This window comes from Kribbella sp. VKM Ac-2571 (genome assembly GCF_004362255.1).
Classification (GTDB): domain Bacteria; phylum Actinomycetota; class Actinomycetes; order Propionibacteriales; family Kribbellaceae; genus Kribbella; species Kribbella pratensis.
Map to the genome: position 1 here is coordinate 60,649 of NZ_SNWS01000017.1, position 16,016 is coordinate 76,664.

The 16,016-nt window shown below is 68.1% G+C and carries 14 protein-coding genes; 7 read left to right on the forward strand and 7 right to left on the reverse strand.

Annotation, left to right across the window (positions count from 1 at the left end; all coding sequences use genetic code 11):
* The first annotated feature begins 12 nt into the window (after positions 1–12).
* The 5 genes from EV651_RS31430 to EV651_RS31450 all read left to right on the forward strand — a co-directional run bounded on the left by EV651_RS31430 (position 13) and on the right by EV651_RS31450 (position 8,051).
* Positions 13–900 (forward strand): carbohydrate ABC transporter permease, encoded by an 888-nt coding sequence (locus EV651_RS31430; RefSeq protein ID WP_134006058.1) that lies wholly within the window; start codon positions 13–15, stop codon positions 898–900.
* Entirely contained in the window at positions 897–3,491 is a 2,595-nt protein-coding gene (locus tag EV651_RS31435; RefSeq protein ID WP_133788891.1) for a Tat pathway signal sequence domain protein, read from the forward strand. The genes EV651_RS31430 and EV651_RS31435 overlap by 4 nt, the downstream gene beginning before the upstream one ends.
* Positions 3,464–6,157 carry a Tat pathway signal sequence domain protein gene (locus EV651_RS31440; protein ID WP_133788892.1) on the forward strand — a complete coding sequence of 898 codons (2,694 nt, stop codon included), beginning with the start codon at positions 3,464–3,466 and terminating at the stop codon, positions 6,155–6,157. The genes EV651_RS31435 and EV651_RS31440 overlap by 28 nt, the downstream gene beginning before the upstream one ends.
* Before the next feature lie 10 nt (positions 6,158–6,167).
* Positions 6,168–7,166 carry a rhamnogalacturonan acetylesterase gene (locus EV651_RS31445; RefSeq protein WP_133788893.1) on the forward strand — a complete coding sequence of 333 codons (999 nt, stop codon included), beginning with the start codon at positions 6,168–6,170 and terminating at the stop codon, positions 7,164–7,166.
* Between the two features lie 69 nt (positions 7,167–7,235).
* Positions 7,236–8,051 (forward strand): hypothetical protein, encoded by an 816-nt coding sequence (locus EV651_RS31450; protein ID WP_133788894.1) that lies wholly within the window; start codon positions 7,236–7,238, stop codon positions 8,049–8,051.
* Between the two features lie 6 nt (positions 8,052–8,057).
* Here the strand turns inward: EV651_RS31450 and EV651_RS31455 are convergent, their stop codons facing one another.
* The 5 genes from EV651_RS31455 to EV651_RS31475 form a co-directional block, all read right to left on the reverse strand.
* Complete coding sequence (locus tag EV651_RS31455; RefSeq protein ID WP_133788895.1) at positions 8,058–8,819, reverse strand: YebC/PmpR family DNA-binding transcriptional regulator; 762 nt, start codon at positions 8,817–8,819, stop codon at positions 8,058–8,060.
* 34 nt (positions 8,820–8,853) lie between these two features.
* Entirely contained in the window at positions 8,854–9,447 is a 594-nt protein-coding gene (gene pdxT / locus EV651_RS31460) for a pyridoxal 5'-phosphate synthase glutaminase subunit PdxT (protein WP_133788896.1), read from the reverse strand.
* A complete protein-coding gene (locus EV651_RS31465; RefSeq protein WP_238157308.1) occupies positions 9,444–9,989 on the reverse strand; it encodes a hypothetical protein in 546 nt (181 codons plus the stop codon). The genes pdxT and EV651_RS31465 overlap by 4 nt, the downstream gene beginning before the upstream one ends.
* A 23-nt stretch (positions 9,990–10,012) precedes the next feature.
* On the reverse strand, positions 10,013–10,924 hold the full coding sequence (gene pdxS, locus EV651_RS31470; RefSeq protein ID WP_133788897.1) for a pyridoxal 5'-phosphate synthase lyase subunit PdxS: 912 nt from the start codon (positions 10,922–10,924) through the stop codon (positions 10,013–10,015).
* A 74-nt stretch (positions 10,925–10,998) separates the two neighbouring features.
* Entirely contained in the window at positions 10,999–12,351 is a 1,353-nt protein-coding gene (locus tag EV651_RS31475; protein ID WP_133788898.1) for a PLP-dependent aminotransferase family protein, read from the reverse strand.
* A 184-nt stretch (positions 12,352–12,535) separates the two neighbouring features.
* Between EV651_RS31475 and EV651_RS31480 the strand changes: the two genes are divergently transcribed.
* Both EV651_RS31480 and EV651_RS41630 read left to right on the forward strand, forming a co-directional pair.
* Entirely contained in the window at positions 12,536–14,191 is a 1,656-nt protein-coding gene (locus EV651_RS31480; RefSeq protein ID WP_133788899.1) for a bifunctional 3'-5' exonuclease/DNA polymerase, read from the forward strand.
* A gap of 72 nt (positions 14,192–14,263) precedes the next feature.
* Positions 14,264–14,428, forward strand: a complete 165-nt coding sequence (locus EV651_RS41630; protein ID WP_166658856.1) for a hypothetical protein — start codon at positions 14,264–14,266, stop codon at positions 14,426–14,428.
* Between the two features lie 9 nt (positions 14,429–14,437).
* On the opposite strand, the gene EV651_RS31485 is transcribed toward EV651_RS41630, so the two are convergent.
* The gene (locus EV651_RS31485; protein ID WP_133788900.1) at positions 14,438–15,370 is read right to left on the reverse strand and encodes an RNA polymerase subunit sigma-70; all 933 of its coding nucleotides are present in this window, start codon (positions 15,368–15,370) and stop codon (positions 14,438–14,440) included.
* Positions 15,367–15,855: a hypothetical protein gene (locus EV651_RS31490; protein WP_133788901.1), complete on the reverse strand. Its 489-nt coding sequence runs from the start codon at positions 15,853–15,855 to the stop codon at positions 15,367–15,369. Before EV651_RS31490 ends, EV651_RS31485 begins: the two co-directional genes overlap by 4 nt.
* Between the last annotated feature and the right edge of the window lie 161 nt (positions 15,856–16,016).

Here is a 16,016-nt window from a genome sequence, read left to right on the forward strand (position 1 = left end):
GGGGGATCACTCATGAAACAACGGGTGCGGTACTACGACTCGGTCGGCAGTCGCGTGTTCGACGTACTGAATGTCGTGGTGCTGACCGCACTGGCCCTGGTGACGGTGCTTCCGCTGCTCTACGTGCTCGCCGGGTCGTTCGCGACCGAGTCCGAGATCAGCTCGCGGCCGTTCTTCCTGTGGCCGCACAAGTTCGTCACCGACACGTACCACTACATCTTCTCCACCGACACGTTCGTCCGCGCGTTGCTGACCACGGTCGGCGTGACCGCGGTCGGCACGGTGATCCAGTTGCTGCTGACCCTGACCATGGCCTATCCGTTGGCGAAGCGGTTCCTGCCGGGGCGGGCGCTGGTGCTGAACCTGGTGATCTTCACGCTCGTGTTCAGCGGCGGCATGATCCCGACGTACCTCGTCGTCCGGGATCTGGGGTTGCTGGACTCCTACTGGGCGCTGATGCTGCCGCTGGCGATCAACCCGTTCTACCTGATCGTGGTGAAGAGCTTCTTCCAGGAGTTGCCGGAGGCGCTCGAGGAAGCGGCCCGGATCGACGGGTGCAACGAGCTGAACGTGTTCCTGCGGATCGTGCTGCCGTTGTCGAAACCGATCATCGCGACGTTCTCGCTGTTCTACGCGGTCGGGATCTGGAACGACTACATGTCGCCTCTGCTCTACATCGACGACAGCAAGAAGTGGACGCTGCAGATGATCGTCCGCCAGCTGACCGCGGCGAACGCGGACTCGGCGAACGTCCTGCAGCAACTGGAGACGGTGACGTTCCCCGAGCAGGGCCTGAAGTTCGCGGTCGTCGTGGTCGCGACGCTGCCGATCCTGTTCTTCTACCCGTTCCTGCAGAAGCACTTCGCGAAGGGCGTACTGATCGGATCGGTTAAGGAATGACCACACTGCAATGGCTGGAAACCCCGTGCAGACAAGGCGTTTCCTGGGGTGTTCCCTGGGCCCGCGGAACGGTTGCCGACGGCACCCGGTTCGCGTTGGACGACGGTACGCCGGTGCAGAGCTGGACGACTGCGACGTGGCCGGACGGCTCGGTGAAGTGGTCCGCGCACGCGATCGGGCCGTCCGAGCGGCCCGAGTCGTCGTACGAGCTGGTCGTCGGTGAGCCCGCGACGCCGGCCCAGCCGGTTCAGATGGAACGGACCGACGGTGAGCTACGAGTCACGACCGGACGCTTCGCGTGGGTGCTCCGGCAACCGGGGTTGATCGCATCGATCAGCTACGACGGTCAGGAAGTCGTACGGGACGTTCGGCTGGTGAGTCTGCGGCAGGACGCTCCCGACGACGACCTGGGCGGATCGCGGGAGCAGACGACCGCGACGGTGGATCGCATCACTGTGGAGCAGGACGGCCCGGTGCGGGCTGTCGTCCGGCTCGAGGGCAAGCACGGCGACTGGCTGCCGTTCTCGGTGCGGCTGTACTTCTACGCGGGCGCTGCCGACGTACGGATCGTGCACAGCTTCGTCTGGGACGGCGATCCGGACCGGGACTTCTTGGCCGGTCTGGGGCTCAGCGCGGACGTCGTGATGCGCGACGAACCGCACAACCGCCACATCCGGCTCGCGGGACCGTCTGGGTTCCTGACCGAGGCAGTGCGCGGTCTGACCGGTCTGCGTCGCGATCCGGGCGAGGAGGTACGGCGTACCCAGGTCGCCGGCGGTGCCGTGGAGGCGATCCCGAACCCGGAGGTGGCCGACCGCCTGCACCTCATCCCGCAGTGGAACGACTACACGCTCGACCAGACCAGTGCAGACGGTTTCACGCTGCGGAAACGTACCGGCGCGGGACAGGGGTGGATCACCATCCCGTCCGGCACCAGAGCGCCCGGCTACGGGTACGTCGGCGGCGTGAGCGGCGGACTGGGCTTCGGGCTACGTGACTTCTGGAAACTGCACCCGACCCGGCTGGACATCCGCAACGCGGCCACCGACGTCGCCACGGCCACAGTGTGGATGTGGTCGCCCAGTGCGCCGGCCATGGACGTGCGCTACTGGCACGACGGCATGGACCAGGACACGTACGCCGAACAGCTCGAGGGACTCGAGATCACCTACGAGGACTACGAGCCGGGCTTCGGTAACGCACACGGTGTCGCCCGCACGCATGAGCTCAGCCTGCGGGTCCACAACACCACACCGTCAGCTGAGGACCTGTCGGAACACGTAGCGCTGCTCGACTCGCCTGGACTGCTCACGGTCTCTCCTGCGAGTTTGCTGGACGCTGGTGTGTTCGGCACCTGGAGTCTGCCCACCGCAGACCACCAGGACATCGAGGCCCGGCTGAACTTCCTCTTCCAGTACTACGTCGGTCAGCGCGAGCAACGCCGCTGGTACGGGTTCTGGGACTACGGCGACGTCATGCACACCTACGACAGCGACCGGCACACGTGGCGGTACGACGTGGGCGGGTTTGCCTGGGACAACTCGGAGCTCTCCCCCGACCTGTGGCTCTGGTACCAGTACCTGCGGACCGGACGGGCCGACGTGTTCCGTTTCGCCGAGTCGATGACACGGCACACCGGTGAGGTCGACGTACATCACCTGGGCCGCTGGAAGGGCCTGGGGTCGCGTCACAACGTGCAGCATTGGGGCTGCAGTTGCAAGCAGGTGCGGATCTCCAGTGCGATCTACCGGCGCTTCTACTACTACCTGACCGCGGACGAGCGGACAGGTGACCTGATGGACGAGCTGGCGACCATCGAGGAGGCGTTCCTCGTCGTCGACCCGCAGCGCAAGGTGCGGCCGGACGTCTACTCCCCCGACCCGCATGCGCTGTCCATCGAGCTGGGTGTGGACTGGGGTGCACTGGCCGCTGCGTGGCTCACGCGCTGGGAACGACACGGCGACGAGCGGGCCCGTGCACGGCTCGTGGGGACGATGTCCGACATCGCTGCGTTGCGCTACGGCTTCCTGACCGGTAGCGCGCGGCTGGACCTGTCCACGGGACGGTTCGACACCAGCCGGGACACCATCGCGGTCTCCCACCTGTCCTCGCTCTTCGGGCTGCCCGAGATCTGTTCCGAGCTCATCGACCTGGACCTCGACGTACCGGGGTTCGAGAAGGCGTGGCTCGACTATTGCCGGCTGTACCTGCTCTCGCCCGAGGAACAGGCAGCAGAGCTCGGTCAGCCGTTGCAAGGCATCTCACTCGTCCAGGCGCACAGCCGGCTGGCCGCGTACGCCGCCGCGCGCACCGGCGACCCGGAGCTCGCCCGCGTGGCCTGGCGCAAGTTCTTCGTCGACGAAGGCGACCAGCTCAACCGCAACGCCATGCAACGCGAAGCCGAGTGGAAGGCCACTCCCGTCGACGGCGCGCTGATGCCGGTTGACGAGGCCGCGTTCATCAGTACCAACGGCGCGTCGCAGTACGCGCTGGCAGCGATCCAGAACCTGTCCCTGATCCCCGAACACCGGAATGACTCCGGGAATGGCAAAGGTGGAACGGCATGGAGGTCTCCCGACGTACCGTCCTAGCAGGTATGGCCGCCGTACCTGCGGTGTCCCTGCTCGACAACATCCAACCAGCCGCGGCTGCTGAGGCTTCCGACGTGAAGCTGAGCTGGCTCGAAGGCAAGCCCACTACAGCGGCAGTTACCACGTGGGGCACGCCCTGGCCGAAGGGCGCCGTACCAGCGAACCAGTCGTTCGCGCTCAAGTCCGCTGACGGCGCCGACGTACCAGTGCAGAGTTGGCCGACCGCGTACTGGCCGGACGGCTCCCTCAAGTGGAGTGCACACGCGATCGCAGTGGACGCACCTGCCGAGTCGTACACACTCGGCCCGGGTACGGCGACCGCACCGGCCCATCCCGTCACGGTGCAGAACGAGAAGCTGTACGTCGACGTCGACACCGGCGTGATCAAGGCGCGGATCCGCAAGAGCGGGACCGAGCTGATCAGCCACATCTGGCGTGGTGACGTGCTGATCGCGCACAAGGGCGTGCTCGTCAACCTGAAGCAGGACAAGATCGCCGAGGACGAGGTCGGCGGCGCGGTCCGGGAGCAGTACGACAGCGACATCCAGAAAGTCACCGTGGAGCAGGCCGGTCCCGTCCGCGCGGTGGTGAAGATCGAAGGCCGGCACAAGTCACGCAAGGGCCTGACCTGGTTGCCGTTCTCGGTCCGGCTGTACTTCGTCGCCGGCGCGGAGAACGTGCGGATGGTGCACACGTTCGTCTACGACCGCGACGGGCAGAAGGACTACATCGCCGGGCTCGGCGTGCGCTTCTCGGTGCCGATGCGCGACGCGGCGTACGACCGGCATGTGCGCTTCGTCGGCGAGGGCCACGGGATGGTGTCCGAGGCGGTGCAGGGCATCACCGGTCTGCGGCGGGACCCGGGTGCCGTCGTACGGGCCGCGCAGATCGCCGGGACGAAGCTGCCGGATCCGGCGACGTGGGACCAGCGGGTGACGACGCGGCTGCAGTACATCCCCGAGTGGGGTGACTACTCGCTGAGCCAGTTGACCGCGGACGGGTTCACGGTGAAGAAGCGGACCGCGAAGGGGTACGGCTGGGTCTCCGTCGACCAGGGCAAACGCGCCTCCGGGCTCGGGTACGTCGGTGGCGTGAGCGGCGGATTCGCCTTTGGACTCAGGGATTTCTGGCAGCGGCACCCGACGCAGCTGGACGTCCGGAAGGCGGCGACCGACGAAGCCGAGGTGACCGTGTGGCTGTGGTCGCCGGCGGCCGGTGCGATGGACACGCGGTTCTACCACGACGGCATGGGCCAGGACACCTACCCGGAGCAGCTCGAGGGCCTGAACATCACCTATGAGGACTACGAGCCCGGGTTCGGTACGCCGTACGGCATCGCCCGGACATCTGAGCTGACGTTCTGGGCGCTGGAGGCGACGCCGTCGGCTGCGCGGCTGGGTGACCTGGCCGACCAGGTGCGGACGCCGCCGCAGCTCATCAACCCGGTGGACCAACTGGTGAGCTCCCGGGTGTTCGGTGGGCTGTTCAGCCCGGTGGACCGGTCCGTGCCGGCGAAGAAGGCGATCGAGGACCACCTGGACTTCCTGTTCGACTACTACCGCGGGCAGGTCGAGTCGCGGCACTGGTACGGATTCTGGGACTACGGCGACATCATGCACACGTTCGACGAGGACCGGCTGGTGTGGCGGTACGACGTGGGCGGGTACGCCTGGGACAACTCGGAGCTGTCACCGGACCTGTGGCTCTGGTACGCGTTCCTGCGATCCGGGCGTGCCGACATCTTCCGGTTCGCGGAGGCGATGACTCGGCACACCGGTGAGGTCGACGTCTATCACCTGGGTCAGTGGGCCGGCCTGGGTACGCGGCACGGCGTACAGCACTGGGCGGACAGTGCGAAGCAGCAGCGGATCAGTACGGCGGCGTATCGGCGCTTCTACTACTACCTGACGGCCGACGAGCGTACTGGCGACCTGCTGTCGGAGCTGGTGGACTCGGACAAGACGTTCCTGGTGCTGGACCCGCTGCGGAAGATCAGGACCGAGCCGTACACACCTGACCCGCATGCGCTGTCCATCGGCCTCGGCACGGACTGGAGCGGCCTGGCTGCTGCCTGGCTGACCGAGTGGGAGCGGCAAGGGCCCAAGGCTGCTGTAGCAAAGGCCAAGTTGCTCGGGACGATGGAGACGATCGGTGCGATGCCGAACGGGTTCGTCACCGGCAGCGGGCTGTACGACCTCGACACAGGTCGCTTCGCACCAGTGACCGAGAAGATCGTCAGCGTGTCCCATCTGAGCGCCATGTTCGGCGAGGTGGAGATCTGCGCCGAGCTGATCGACCTGGTGGACATGCCCGCCTTCGAGGCCGCCTGGCTGCAGTACTGCCGGCTGTTCAACGGCACCCGTGCCGAGCAGACGGAGGAGTGCGGTGCGTACTTCGGCAATCTGATCCTGCGGCAGGGGCACGCCCGGTTGACGGCGTACGCCGCTGTCCGGCTGAACCGGGACGACCTGGCTGCTCGAGCGTGGAAGGACTTCTACACCGGCGACGGCTACGCCCCGAACCTCCCGTGGACCGCCGAAGACGTGAACACGACGCTCAACCCCACCAAGGCCGCCAAGTGGGTCTCCACCAACACCACAGCCCTCTACGGCCTCGCCGCCATCCAGACCCTTGCCCTGGTCGGCGACAAGATCGTGAACCCGTGACGTGGCCGGCATGCTGCGTTTACTCACCGCTGGGGTCGTGCTGGTCCTCGGCGCACAACCGATGACGGCCGCGGCGGCGGTCCCGGCCGAGTGCACCGGCGATGCGCCGGTCACCTGCACGTACGACGTCCCGCCGGGCGACTACGACGTGAAGGTGGTCCTGGGCAGCGCGCGGGAACCTGTCGAGGTACTCGCGGAGGCCCGGCGGCTGATGGTGTCCGGGAGCTCGGAGCCGGTCCTGCGCTTCACGGTCAACGTGCGGGAACCGGAGGGACAGCAGAACGGGTTCGGTGGACCAGGTGCGCCGGGACTCACGTTGCGCCTCTCCGGGCCGGCTCCGCTGAACGTCGTGGTGACACCGGCACCGGTGAGCACGCGACGGCTGTTCCTGGCCGGCGACTCCACAGTCACCGACCAGGAGACCGCGCCGTACACGGGCTGGGGCCAGCGACTTCCGAGCCATTTCGGTCAGGGGTTGTCGGTGGTGAACCACTCGGGATCAGGTGAGAGCACGGTGTCGTTTCTCGCCGAGCCGGCGATGTGGGAGGCGCTGCGGCCGCAGCTCGGGCCGCGGGACGTCGTACTCGTGCAGTTCGCCCACAACGACAAGCAGACGACCGCTGCGCAGTACCGGGCCAACCTGACCGAGATCGTGTCCGGCGTCCGCTCCACCGGCGCGACCCCCGTCCTGGTGACGCCGATCGTGCGCCGGTGGTTCACCGGGTCGAAGCTCAACTCGACGGGCCTGATCGTCAACGGTCTGGGTGTCGATCTCCCGGCCGAGATGCGCTCGGTCGCGGCGGCCGAGCACGTCGACCTGATCGATCTCACGGCACGCACGCAGGCAGTCGTCGAGGCACTCGGGCCGGAGGCCGCCAAGGCGCTGTACCTGACCCGTGAGAAGCGCGACGACACCCACACGTCCGAGTACGGCGCCACCGTCTACGCCGGACTGGTCGCGGAAGATCTCGCCGCACTGCACCTGGTGGAGGGCCGCTACTGGAACTGAAAGCAACTTTTCGGGCGCCGCCGGCATCTCTCTGATATCTGCACTGAGCTGTGCGGGAGGGGGAGCAAGATGCTGATACGTCGTACAGCGGCCGGCGCGATGGTGGGCGTCCTGGTTGCACTTGTCGCTGGTTGCCAGGGATCCGACCCGGCAACCAGCGACTCCTTGGGGAGCACGCCGACACCCACCCCGACGGCAACGTCCGTCACGCCGTCGCCGGTGGTGACACCGTCCACGCCGTCCACGCCGTCCACGCGGTCTGCCAGTACGCCGGTGAGCACGATCGCCGGACTGTCCTCCGCGAAGATCCTGGCCAAGACCCAGGCCGCCGCGAAGGCCGCGACCAGCGTCCGGATGAAGGGGTCGATGACCGACGACGGCGACCGGATCGTGCTGGACATCGGGCTCGCGAAGGCCGGCGGTCAGGGCACGATGAGCATCAACGGCGCCGCGTTCTCGCTGATCGTCCTGGACAAGACGGCGTACCTGAAGATCAGCGACAAGTTCTGGCGGGCCCAGATCAAGAAGAAGGCCGACGCGGATGCCGTGATCGGGCTCGTCGGAGGCCGCTGGATCAAGACGTCCCTGACCGACAAGGACCTCGGCGAACTCGCGGCGTTCGCCAGCAAGCCGAAGTTCTTCGACACGCTGTTCGAGCCGACCGGCACGCTGCGCAAGACCGCGCCGCGGACCGTCGACGGCGTCACCGCGATCGGCCTGCGCGACACCGACGGCACCCTCTGGGTCGACACCGTCACCGCGCGCCCGGTCAGACTCGAGTCGTCCGGCACCGACGCGCTGACGTTCTCCGAGTACAACCAGGTCACAACGCCGAAGGCCCCTCCGGCCGATCAGGTGATCGACGGAAAGGCCCTCGGAATGTGAAGCGGGTCAGCCGACCTCGGCCATGATCTCGTCGGAGACGTCGAAGTTGGCGTAGACGTTCTGGACGTCGTCGCTGTCCTCGAGGGCGTCGATCAGGCGGAAGATCTTGCCGGCCCCGTCGGCGTCCAGCTCGACCGTCATCGACGGGACGAACTGGACGTCGGCGGAGTCGTAGTCGATCCCGGCGTCCTGCAGCGCGGTCCGGGCCGCGACCATGTCGGTGGCCTCGGTGACGACCTCCCAGGACTCGCCGAGGTCGTTGACCTCGTCGGCGCCGGCCTCGAGCACGGCCTCCATCACGTCGTCCTCGGACAGCGACCTGCCGTCCTGGTCCTTGGCGACGACGATCACGCCCTTGCGGTTGAACAGGTAGGCGACCGAGTTCGGGTCGGCGAGCGATCCGCCGTTGCGTGTCATCGCCGTACGGACGTCCGCGGCGGCCCGGTTCCGGTTGTCGGTGAGGCACTCGACCAGCATCGCCACGCCGTTCGGGCCGTAGCCCTCGTACATGATCGTCTGGTACTCCGCGCCGCCCGCCTCGGCACCGGAGCCGCGCTTGACCGCGCGGTCGATGTTGTCGTTCGGGACCGAGGACTTCTTCGCCTTCTGGATGGCGTCGTACAGCGTCGGGTTCCCGCCAGGGTCGCCACCGCCCATCCGGGCGGCCACCTCGATGTTCTTGATCAGCTTCGCGAAGAGCTTGCCGCGCTTCGCGTCGATGACGGCCTTCTTGTGCTTCGTGGTGGCCCACTTGGAGTGGCCTGACATGGCGAACCCAACCCTTCGTACCTACTGCGCTGACTCAGAGGCCGCGGACCAGCTCGGCGAAGTAGCCGTGCAGCCTGGCGTCCCCGGTCATCTCCGGATGGAACGACGTGGCCAGCAGCCGGTCGTGGCGAACCGCGACGATCCTACCCGTGGCGGGGCCCGACCTCACCGTCGACAATACCTCCACGTCCCTCCCGACGCGCTCCACCCACGGTGCCCGGATGAACACGGCGTGGTACGGCGTGTCCAGCGCAGCGAACTCGAGGGCCGCCTCGAACGAGTCCACCTGCCGCCCGAACGCGTTCCGGCGGACCGTCACGTCGAGCCCGCCGAGCGTCTCCTGGTCCGCGGTCCCGCCGGTGATCTCGTTCGCCAGCATGATCATGCCGGCGCAGGTGCCGAACACCGGCATCCCGTCCGCGATCCGCTTCTGCAGCGGCTCGAACAGCTCGAACGCCCGGGCCAGCTTGTCCATCGTGGTCGACTCACCACCCGGCAGCACCATCGCGTCGACCTCCGCCAGCTCGGACGGACGCCGTACGGCGCGACCCTCGACACCCACCTGGGCCAGCATGGCCAGGTGCTCGCGCACATTGCCCTGCAACGCGAACACACCGATCACTGTCATAGCGTCACCCTCCGTTGCCAGTCGAGGGTGACCTCGATCCGGCCTTCGTCGAACACCGCGGGCAGGTCGTGCTGGTGCAGGAGCGCGAGGACGTCCTCCAGCAGCGGCTCCCCCGGTGCGACGTTCGCGGTGTCCGGGTGCCAGAGCTTGAGCTCGAGCATGCCGAAGCCGACCGCGTGCCAGACGTCGGTGTCGGTGAAGAACACCAGCCCCTGCGGACTGTCCGCGGCCTCCAGCGCCTGCCGAGCCGCGTGGTGGTCCGACGTGTACCGGACCACCACCAGGCCGAGACGCTCGAATTCCGCGAGTACGGCGTCCAACCGGTCCGGATCCGTTGTCGCGGGCCAGGTGGCGGCGTCCTCGTTGAGGTCCATGACCGCCTCGCCGATCAGCAGCGGTACAAGAGCGGCCGCGTCCATCGACGGCGCGTCCTCCTCCACTGCTTCGGCCAGGGCAGCGGTGATCGCCGCGTGGTCGGCGTACCCGGACCGCACCAGGACGCGCGCCAGGCCGCGCAGCTCCCGGGCGGTCCGCTCGTCCACCGAGGGCAGGCTGTTCGAGGAGGTCACCAGCCGCGCTCGGCGAGCCGGTGCGGCTGCGGGATCTCGTCGACGTTGATGCCGACCATCGCCTCGCCCAGACCGCGGGAGACCTTGGCGATCACGTCGGGGTCGTCGTGGAACGTGGTGGCCTTGACGATCGCCTCCGCGCGCTGCGCCGGGTTGCCCGACTTGAAGATGCCGGAGCCGACGAACACGCCCTCGGCGCCGAGCTGCATCATCATCGCGGCGTCGGCCGGGGTGGCGATCCCGCCCGCGGTGAACAGCACCACCGGCAGCTTGCCCAGCGCGGCGACCTCCTTGACCAGCTCGTACGGCGCCTGCAGCTCCTTCGCCGCGACGTACAGCTCGTCCTCCGGGAGGTTCTGCAGCTTGCGGAGCTCCTGGCGGATCTGGCGCATGTGGGTGGTCGCGTTCGACACGTCACCGGTGCCGGCCTCGCCCTTGGAGCGGATCATCGCCGCGCCCTCGGTGATCCGGCGCAGCGCCTCGCCCAGGTTGGTCGCGCCGCAGACGAACGGCACGGTGAACTGCCACTTGTCGATGTGGTTCGCGTAGTCGGCCGGGGTGAGCACCTCCGACTCGTCGATGTAGTCCACCCCGAGGCTCTGCAGCACCTGCGCCTCGACGAAGTGACCGATCCGGGCCTTGGCCATCACCGGGATCGACACCGCGTTGATGATCGAGTCGATCATGTCCGGGTCGCTCATCCGGGAGACGCCGCCCTGGGCGCGGATGTCGGCCGGGACTCGCTCCAGCGCCATCACCGCGACCGCGCCGGCGTCCTCGGCGATCTTGGCCTGCTCGGCGGTGACGACGTCCATGATCACGCCGCCCTTGAGCATCTCCGCCATGCCGCGCTTCACCTTCGCGGTACCAACTTGCGGGCCGGTCTGCGGGGTCTCGTTCTCCGTCACTGCATTCCTCCTGGTCGTGGGGCTCACTGTCCAGATTAGGAGGTGACGAGCATCGATCTTCAGTCCACACCGAATCAAGTGGACTGAAGAGCCTCGCCCAGCCGGGCGACCACGAGCCGCAGCGTGGCCGGCGGTGCCGTGAACGGGATCCGGATGTGCCGGCGGTCGGTCGCGTCCGGAGTGAACAGGTCACCGGCGCCCAGCAGCAGCCCCCGCTCGCGCGCCGCCTCCAGGACACGGCGAGCCCTCGTCTCGGTCAGCTCGAGCCAGAGCGTCATACCGCCCGTCGGCGTGGGCCACGCCACACCGTCGAGCGTCCGGAGTCCGGTCTCCAGGGCGTTCAGGTTGGCGCGCAGCCGGGTCCTGCGGCGCCCGATCACCTTGTCGAGCTTCGGCACGATCGCCCGCGCCAGCAGGTCGTCCAGCGCGCTCGGCGACGCCACACTGAGCTGTGCCGCGGTGTTGATCCGCCTGCGGAGCTGCTTGCCGGTACGCACCCAGCCGACGCGCAGCCCGCCCCACACCGTCTTGGACAGCGAGCCGACACTCACGGTCCGCGGGTAGCGGCTCAGCGGATCGGCCTGCTCCCCGCTTGCCAACCACAGTGGCCGCATCGTCTCGTCACTGATCAGAGCAGCGCCGTACCTGCGTGCTATCTCGACCACAGCTTGGCGGCGGTCGGCCGGCAGGCTGAGCCCGGTCGGGTTGTGGTTGTCGGCCTGCAGGTAGATGACCTTCGGGCGGTGGCGCCGGCAGAGGTGGGCGAGCTGGTCGGTGTCCCAGACGCCTGCGGGCCAGCCTGCTACGTCCAGGCGGTGTTTGCGGAGCAGGTCGAAAGCAGCCGGGTACGTCGGGGTTTCGGTGATCGCTACGCCCGGTCCGAGGTCCAGGCCGGCCAGTGCGGCGTTCAAACCGGCTGCGGCGCCGACGGTGAGTGTCAGCTGCTCCGGCTCGGTCGGCACGCCCTCTGCGGTGAGGCGCTCGGCCAATGCCGCTCTGAGCTCTTGCGAACCACCTGGTGGCGGTCCGTCACCTCCCATGGCCTGTGGCAGCCCGTCCTGAACTATCTGCGCGGCTGCCTCAGCCACGTCATGCGGCGCGGCTGTCGTCGCGAACCGCAGGTCGAGCACCGGCCGGTCCCCCGCCGTCACCGTCGACGCCGGCGCCACAGGGTCCAGCAGCCGGTCCAGCGGCCGCACCACGGTCCCGGAGCCACGCTTGGTCTCCAGTACGCCGTCGCGGCGCAGGTTCTCCAACGCGCGGACGACGGTCACGCGGCTCACCCCGAGCCGCTCCGCCAGCACTCGCTCCGAGGGCAACCGCGACCCGATCGACAGGTCGCCCCGCTCGATCCGCCGCAGCACGAGCCCTTCGACCTGCTCGGTCTTGGTCCCGTCCGCCGCTTCCAGATCCCCCACCCGCCACATAAGTCCAGTCTCCCACAACTGGCCTCACCCCCACGGCCCACCCACCCCCGGCCCACGGCCCGCTCGGTGCTCACTGGTGGCACTTTGTGCACCAGATCCGCGGCGGCGGGCGGTCGACGTACGGATCTGGTGCACAAAGTGGGCTCAGGAGAGAAGTGTCGGTGCTGGGTGTGAGGATTGGGGCGTGGACGAACGGTGGTTGATCGCTCCGGAGGAGGGCGGCGGGGCGATGCTCGTCGCGCTGCATCCGGACGGGCAGCCGGCCGGGGAGATTGTGCGCGAGCCGGATCTGGTCGCGGCCGTCGCGTCGCGGCCGCAGGTCACGCGGTGGGTGTGGCGTTCGTCGACCGAGATCTATCCGCGGTTGCTGGCGGCCGGCGTCCGGGTGGAGCGGTGCTACGACATCGAGAACACCGAGGGCCTGCTGCTCGGCCACGAGGGCCGGCTCGGCGAGCCACGGTCCGCGGCCGCCGCGTGGGCGCGATTGAGCGGACGCCCGGTCCCACCCGATCCGCCGCTACGCGCCGTCGTACCGGGTGAGCAGTCGTCGTTGTTCGAGATCGCCGTCGAGCCGGTCCCGTTCGAGGCGTTGCTCCGGGTGTACGCCGACCAACTCCGACGGCACGATCTCGCCGAGTACCCCGACCGCATGCGGTTGCTCACGGCATCGGAATCGTCCGCGATGCTGGTCGCCGCGGAGATGGATCTCGCCGGGTTGCCGTGGAGCGCGGACGCGCATCGGGAGCTGTTGAACGAGTTGCTCGGTGAACGGTTCCCGGGTTCGGGCGAGCCGCGCCGGCTGACCGAGCTCGCGGACGAGATCTCCGCGGCCTTCGGGCACCGCGTGCGTCCCGAGCTGCCGGCCGACGTACTGAAGGCGTTCAAGCAGGCCGGATACCAGGTGAAGTCGACGCGGAAGTGGGAGCTCGAGCACATCGACCATCCGGCGGTGGCACCGCTGCTCGAGTACAAGAAGCTGTATCGGATCTACACCGCGAACGGCTGGAGCTGGCTGAACGACTGGGTCCACGACGGGCGCTTCCGGCCCGGGTTCCTGCCCGGCGGCACGGTGTCGGGTCGATGGGTCACGAACGGCGGCGGCGGGCTGCAGATCCCGAAGGTGATCCGCCGCGCGGTGGTCGCCGACCCGGGCTGGCGGCTCGTCGTCGCCGACGCGTCGCAGCTCGAGCCGCGCGTCCTCGCCGCGATCTCCCGCGACCGGGCGCTGATGGAGGTCGCCAGCGATCCCGGCGATCTCTACAAGGCCGTGTCGGACCAGGCGTTCTCCGGAGACCGGGCGCAGGCCAAGATCGCCGTACTGGGTGCGATCTACGGACAGACGTCCGGCGACGGCCTCAAGAACCTCGCCATGCTGCGCAAACGATTCCCGCAGGCAGTGCAGTACGTCGACGACGCGGCCCGCGCGGGCGAGGAAGGCCGACTGGTGCGCACGTACCTCGGCCGCACCTGCCCGCCGAGCGGCCACCCGCTCGACGAAGCCATGCTCGAAGGACCGCCCGCCGACATCCCCACCACCGACCCGCGCCATGCGAGGGCCCGCGGCCGCTTCACCAGAAACTTCGTGGTCCAAGGCAGCGCCGCCGACTGGGCTCTACTGCTCCTGGCCGCCCTCCGCCAGTCCCTGGAACCCCTCAAGGCCGAGCTCGTCTTCCACCAGCACGACGAGGTCATCGTCCACTGCCCCGCCGAAGAAGCCGACCAGGTCACCGAAGCCATCCAGCAAGCCGGCAACCTCGCCGGCACCCTCACCTTCGGCCCCACCCCCACCAACTTCGCCTTCGTTTCGGCGGTGGTCGAAAGGTACGCCGACGCGAAATGACGTCGTATTCGGTGACCCGTTGCCGAGGTACGTTTCCGGTATCTGCTACCCGATGACGAAGGGACGAACAACATGGGTGTCTTCGGACAGAAAGAGCCCGCCAAGAAGCCGACGCGGAAGGAGCGGGTTGCCCGCGGCAACGAGATCATCGCGCACCAGAACTTCAACAAAGAAGGCGTGATGTCCGGGCGCAAGGCCATGAAGATGAAGCGGCACATCGAACGCGGCGGAAAGTAGCTCCGGCGCCTATATCGTCCGCGGCAGGCCGTACCGACCGGCATTTGTGGTTTCGAAGGCGGTCATTTCCGCTATTCGATTCTGTTCGATGCGGAAGATGTCCAGGGCGAAGAAGCCGTTGTTCAGGTAGGCGGCGAGGGTGGGTTGGCGGTTGACGGTGGTGGGGATGAAGTGCCAATGGCCGCGGTACGTCGGGGTGAGGTTCGGGACGAGGGAGCGGATCGCGTCCTCGACGCCCTCGAACCAGAACGGGTACGGCGGCATCGTGATGCGGATGTCTTCGTGCATCAGGGCGGCCAGGGCGGTGGGGTCGGCGTTCTCCCAGGCAGTGAGGTAGCGCTGGAGGAGCTTGCGTTCATCCTCGGAGGTGTCGCGCGCCGACCACTCGGACCGGTGGGGCGGCAGATGCTCGCGGAGGACCGGACGCGCGCGTTGCAGGGCGGAGTTGACGGCTGCCACCGACAGGTCGACAGCGGCGGCGGTCTCGCGGGCGGACCAGCCGAGGACGTCGCGGAAGATCAGGACGGCGCGCTGCCGCGGAGGCAGGTGCTGGATCGCGATCAGGAACGCCAGCTCGATCGTCTCCCGCCGGATTGCGACCGCGTCCGGTTCCTCGGCCCGATCCAGCAGTACGTCGGGGAACGGCTGCAACCACGGCACATCCTCCCGCGCCGGCAGAGCTGTAGCGGGAAACGAGGACGGCTCCAACTGGTACGGCAGCACCCGACGAGGACGCCGTACGTCGATGCACGCGTTCGTCGCGATCCGGTACAACCACGCCCGCACCGACGAACGCCCCTCGAACTCCCCCATCGCCCGCCATGCACGAAGAAACGTCTCCTGCACCAGATCCTCGGCCTCGTCGTACGACCCGAGCATCCGGTAACAATGCACCCGCAACTCATGCCGATATCGCTCGACATCCTCCTCGAAGCTGCTCATCGTCCGTCCTCGAGTTCGATCGTGGTGGGCATGGGGGCGTGGCCGGCCAGGCGGAACCAGGTGACGATGCGGCGGTGGCGCAGGTCACGGGTGGAGACGACGACGTCGTTGTGGAAGCGGCGGGCCAGTTGGACGCGACGCATTGCGAGGGACAGTTCGCCGGCCCAGGGTTCGATGTCGGTGCCGGTGGCATGGATTGCTCGGGTGAGAGCGGACTCGGCTTGTTCGCGGACTTCGAGCGCGTCGAGTGAGGCTGCCCGGGCGCGGTGGGCTGCGTCGAGCAGGAGGAGGGCGGAGGCCGGGTCGAGGATGTCGCTGCCGGCCAGTTCCGCGACCAGGGCGGAGCGGCGCGCGAGCTCGGTCTCCAATGATGCGCGGGCAAGCTCCACACGGTGGTGCAGCCGGTCGAGCCGGCCGGCGGTCCAGCTCGCGTAGGCGCCGAACAGCAGCAGCACCACGCCCACCGCGAGCAGCGCCCAAGACATCTCCACACCCCCATTCGATCACCCGTCCCTCCCGACCCCACATCCGCGGACCCGCCACTGCAGCCCAACTTTGAGAACCCACCAACCAGAAATCGCGCAGAAATTTGGTTGGTGGGTTCTCAAAGTTGCTGTGGTGGGGCTTACGGGGCGGTGACGGTGGG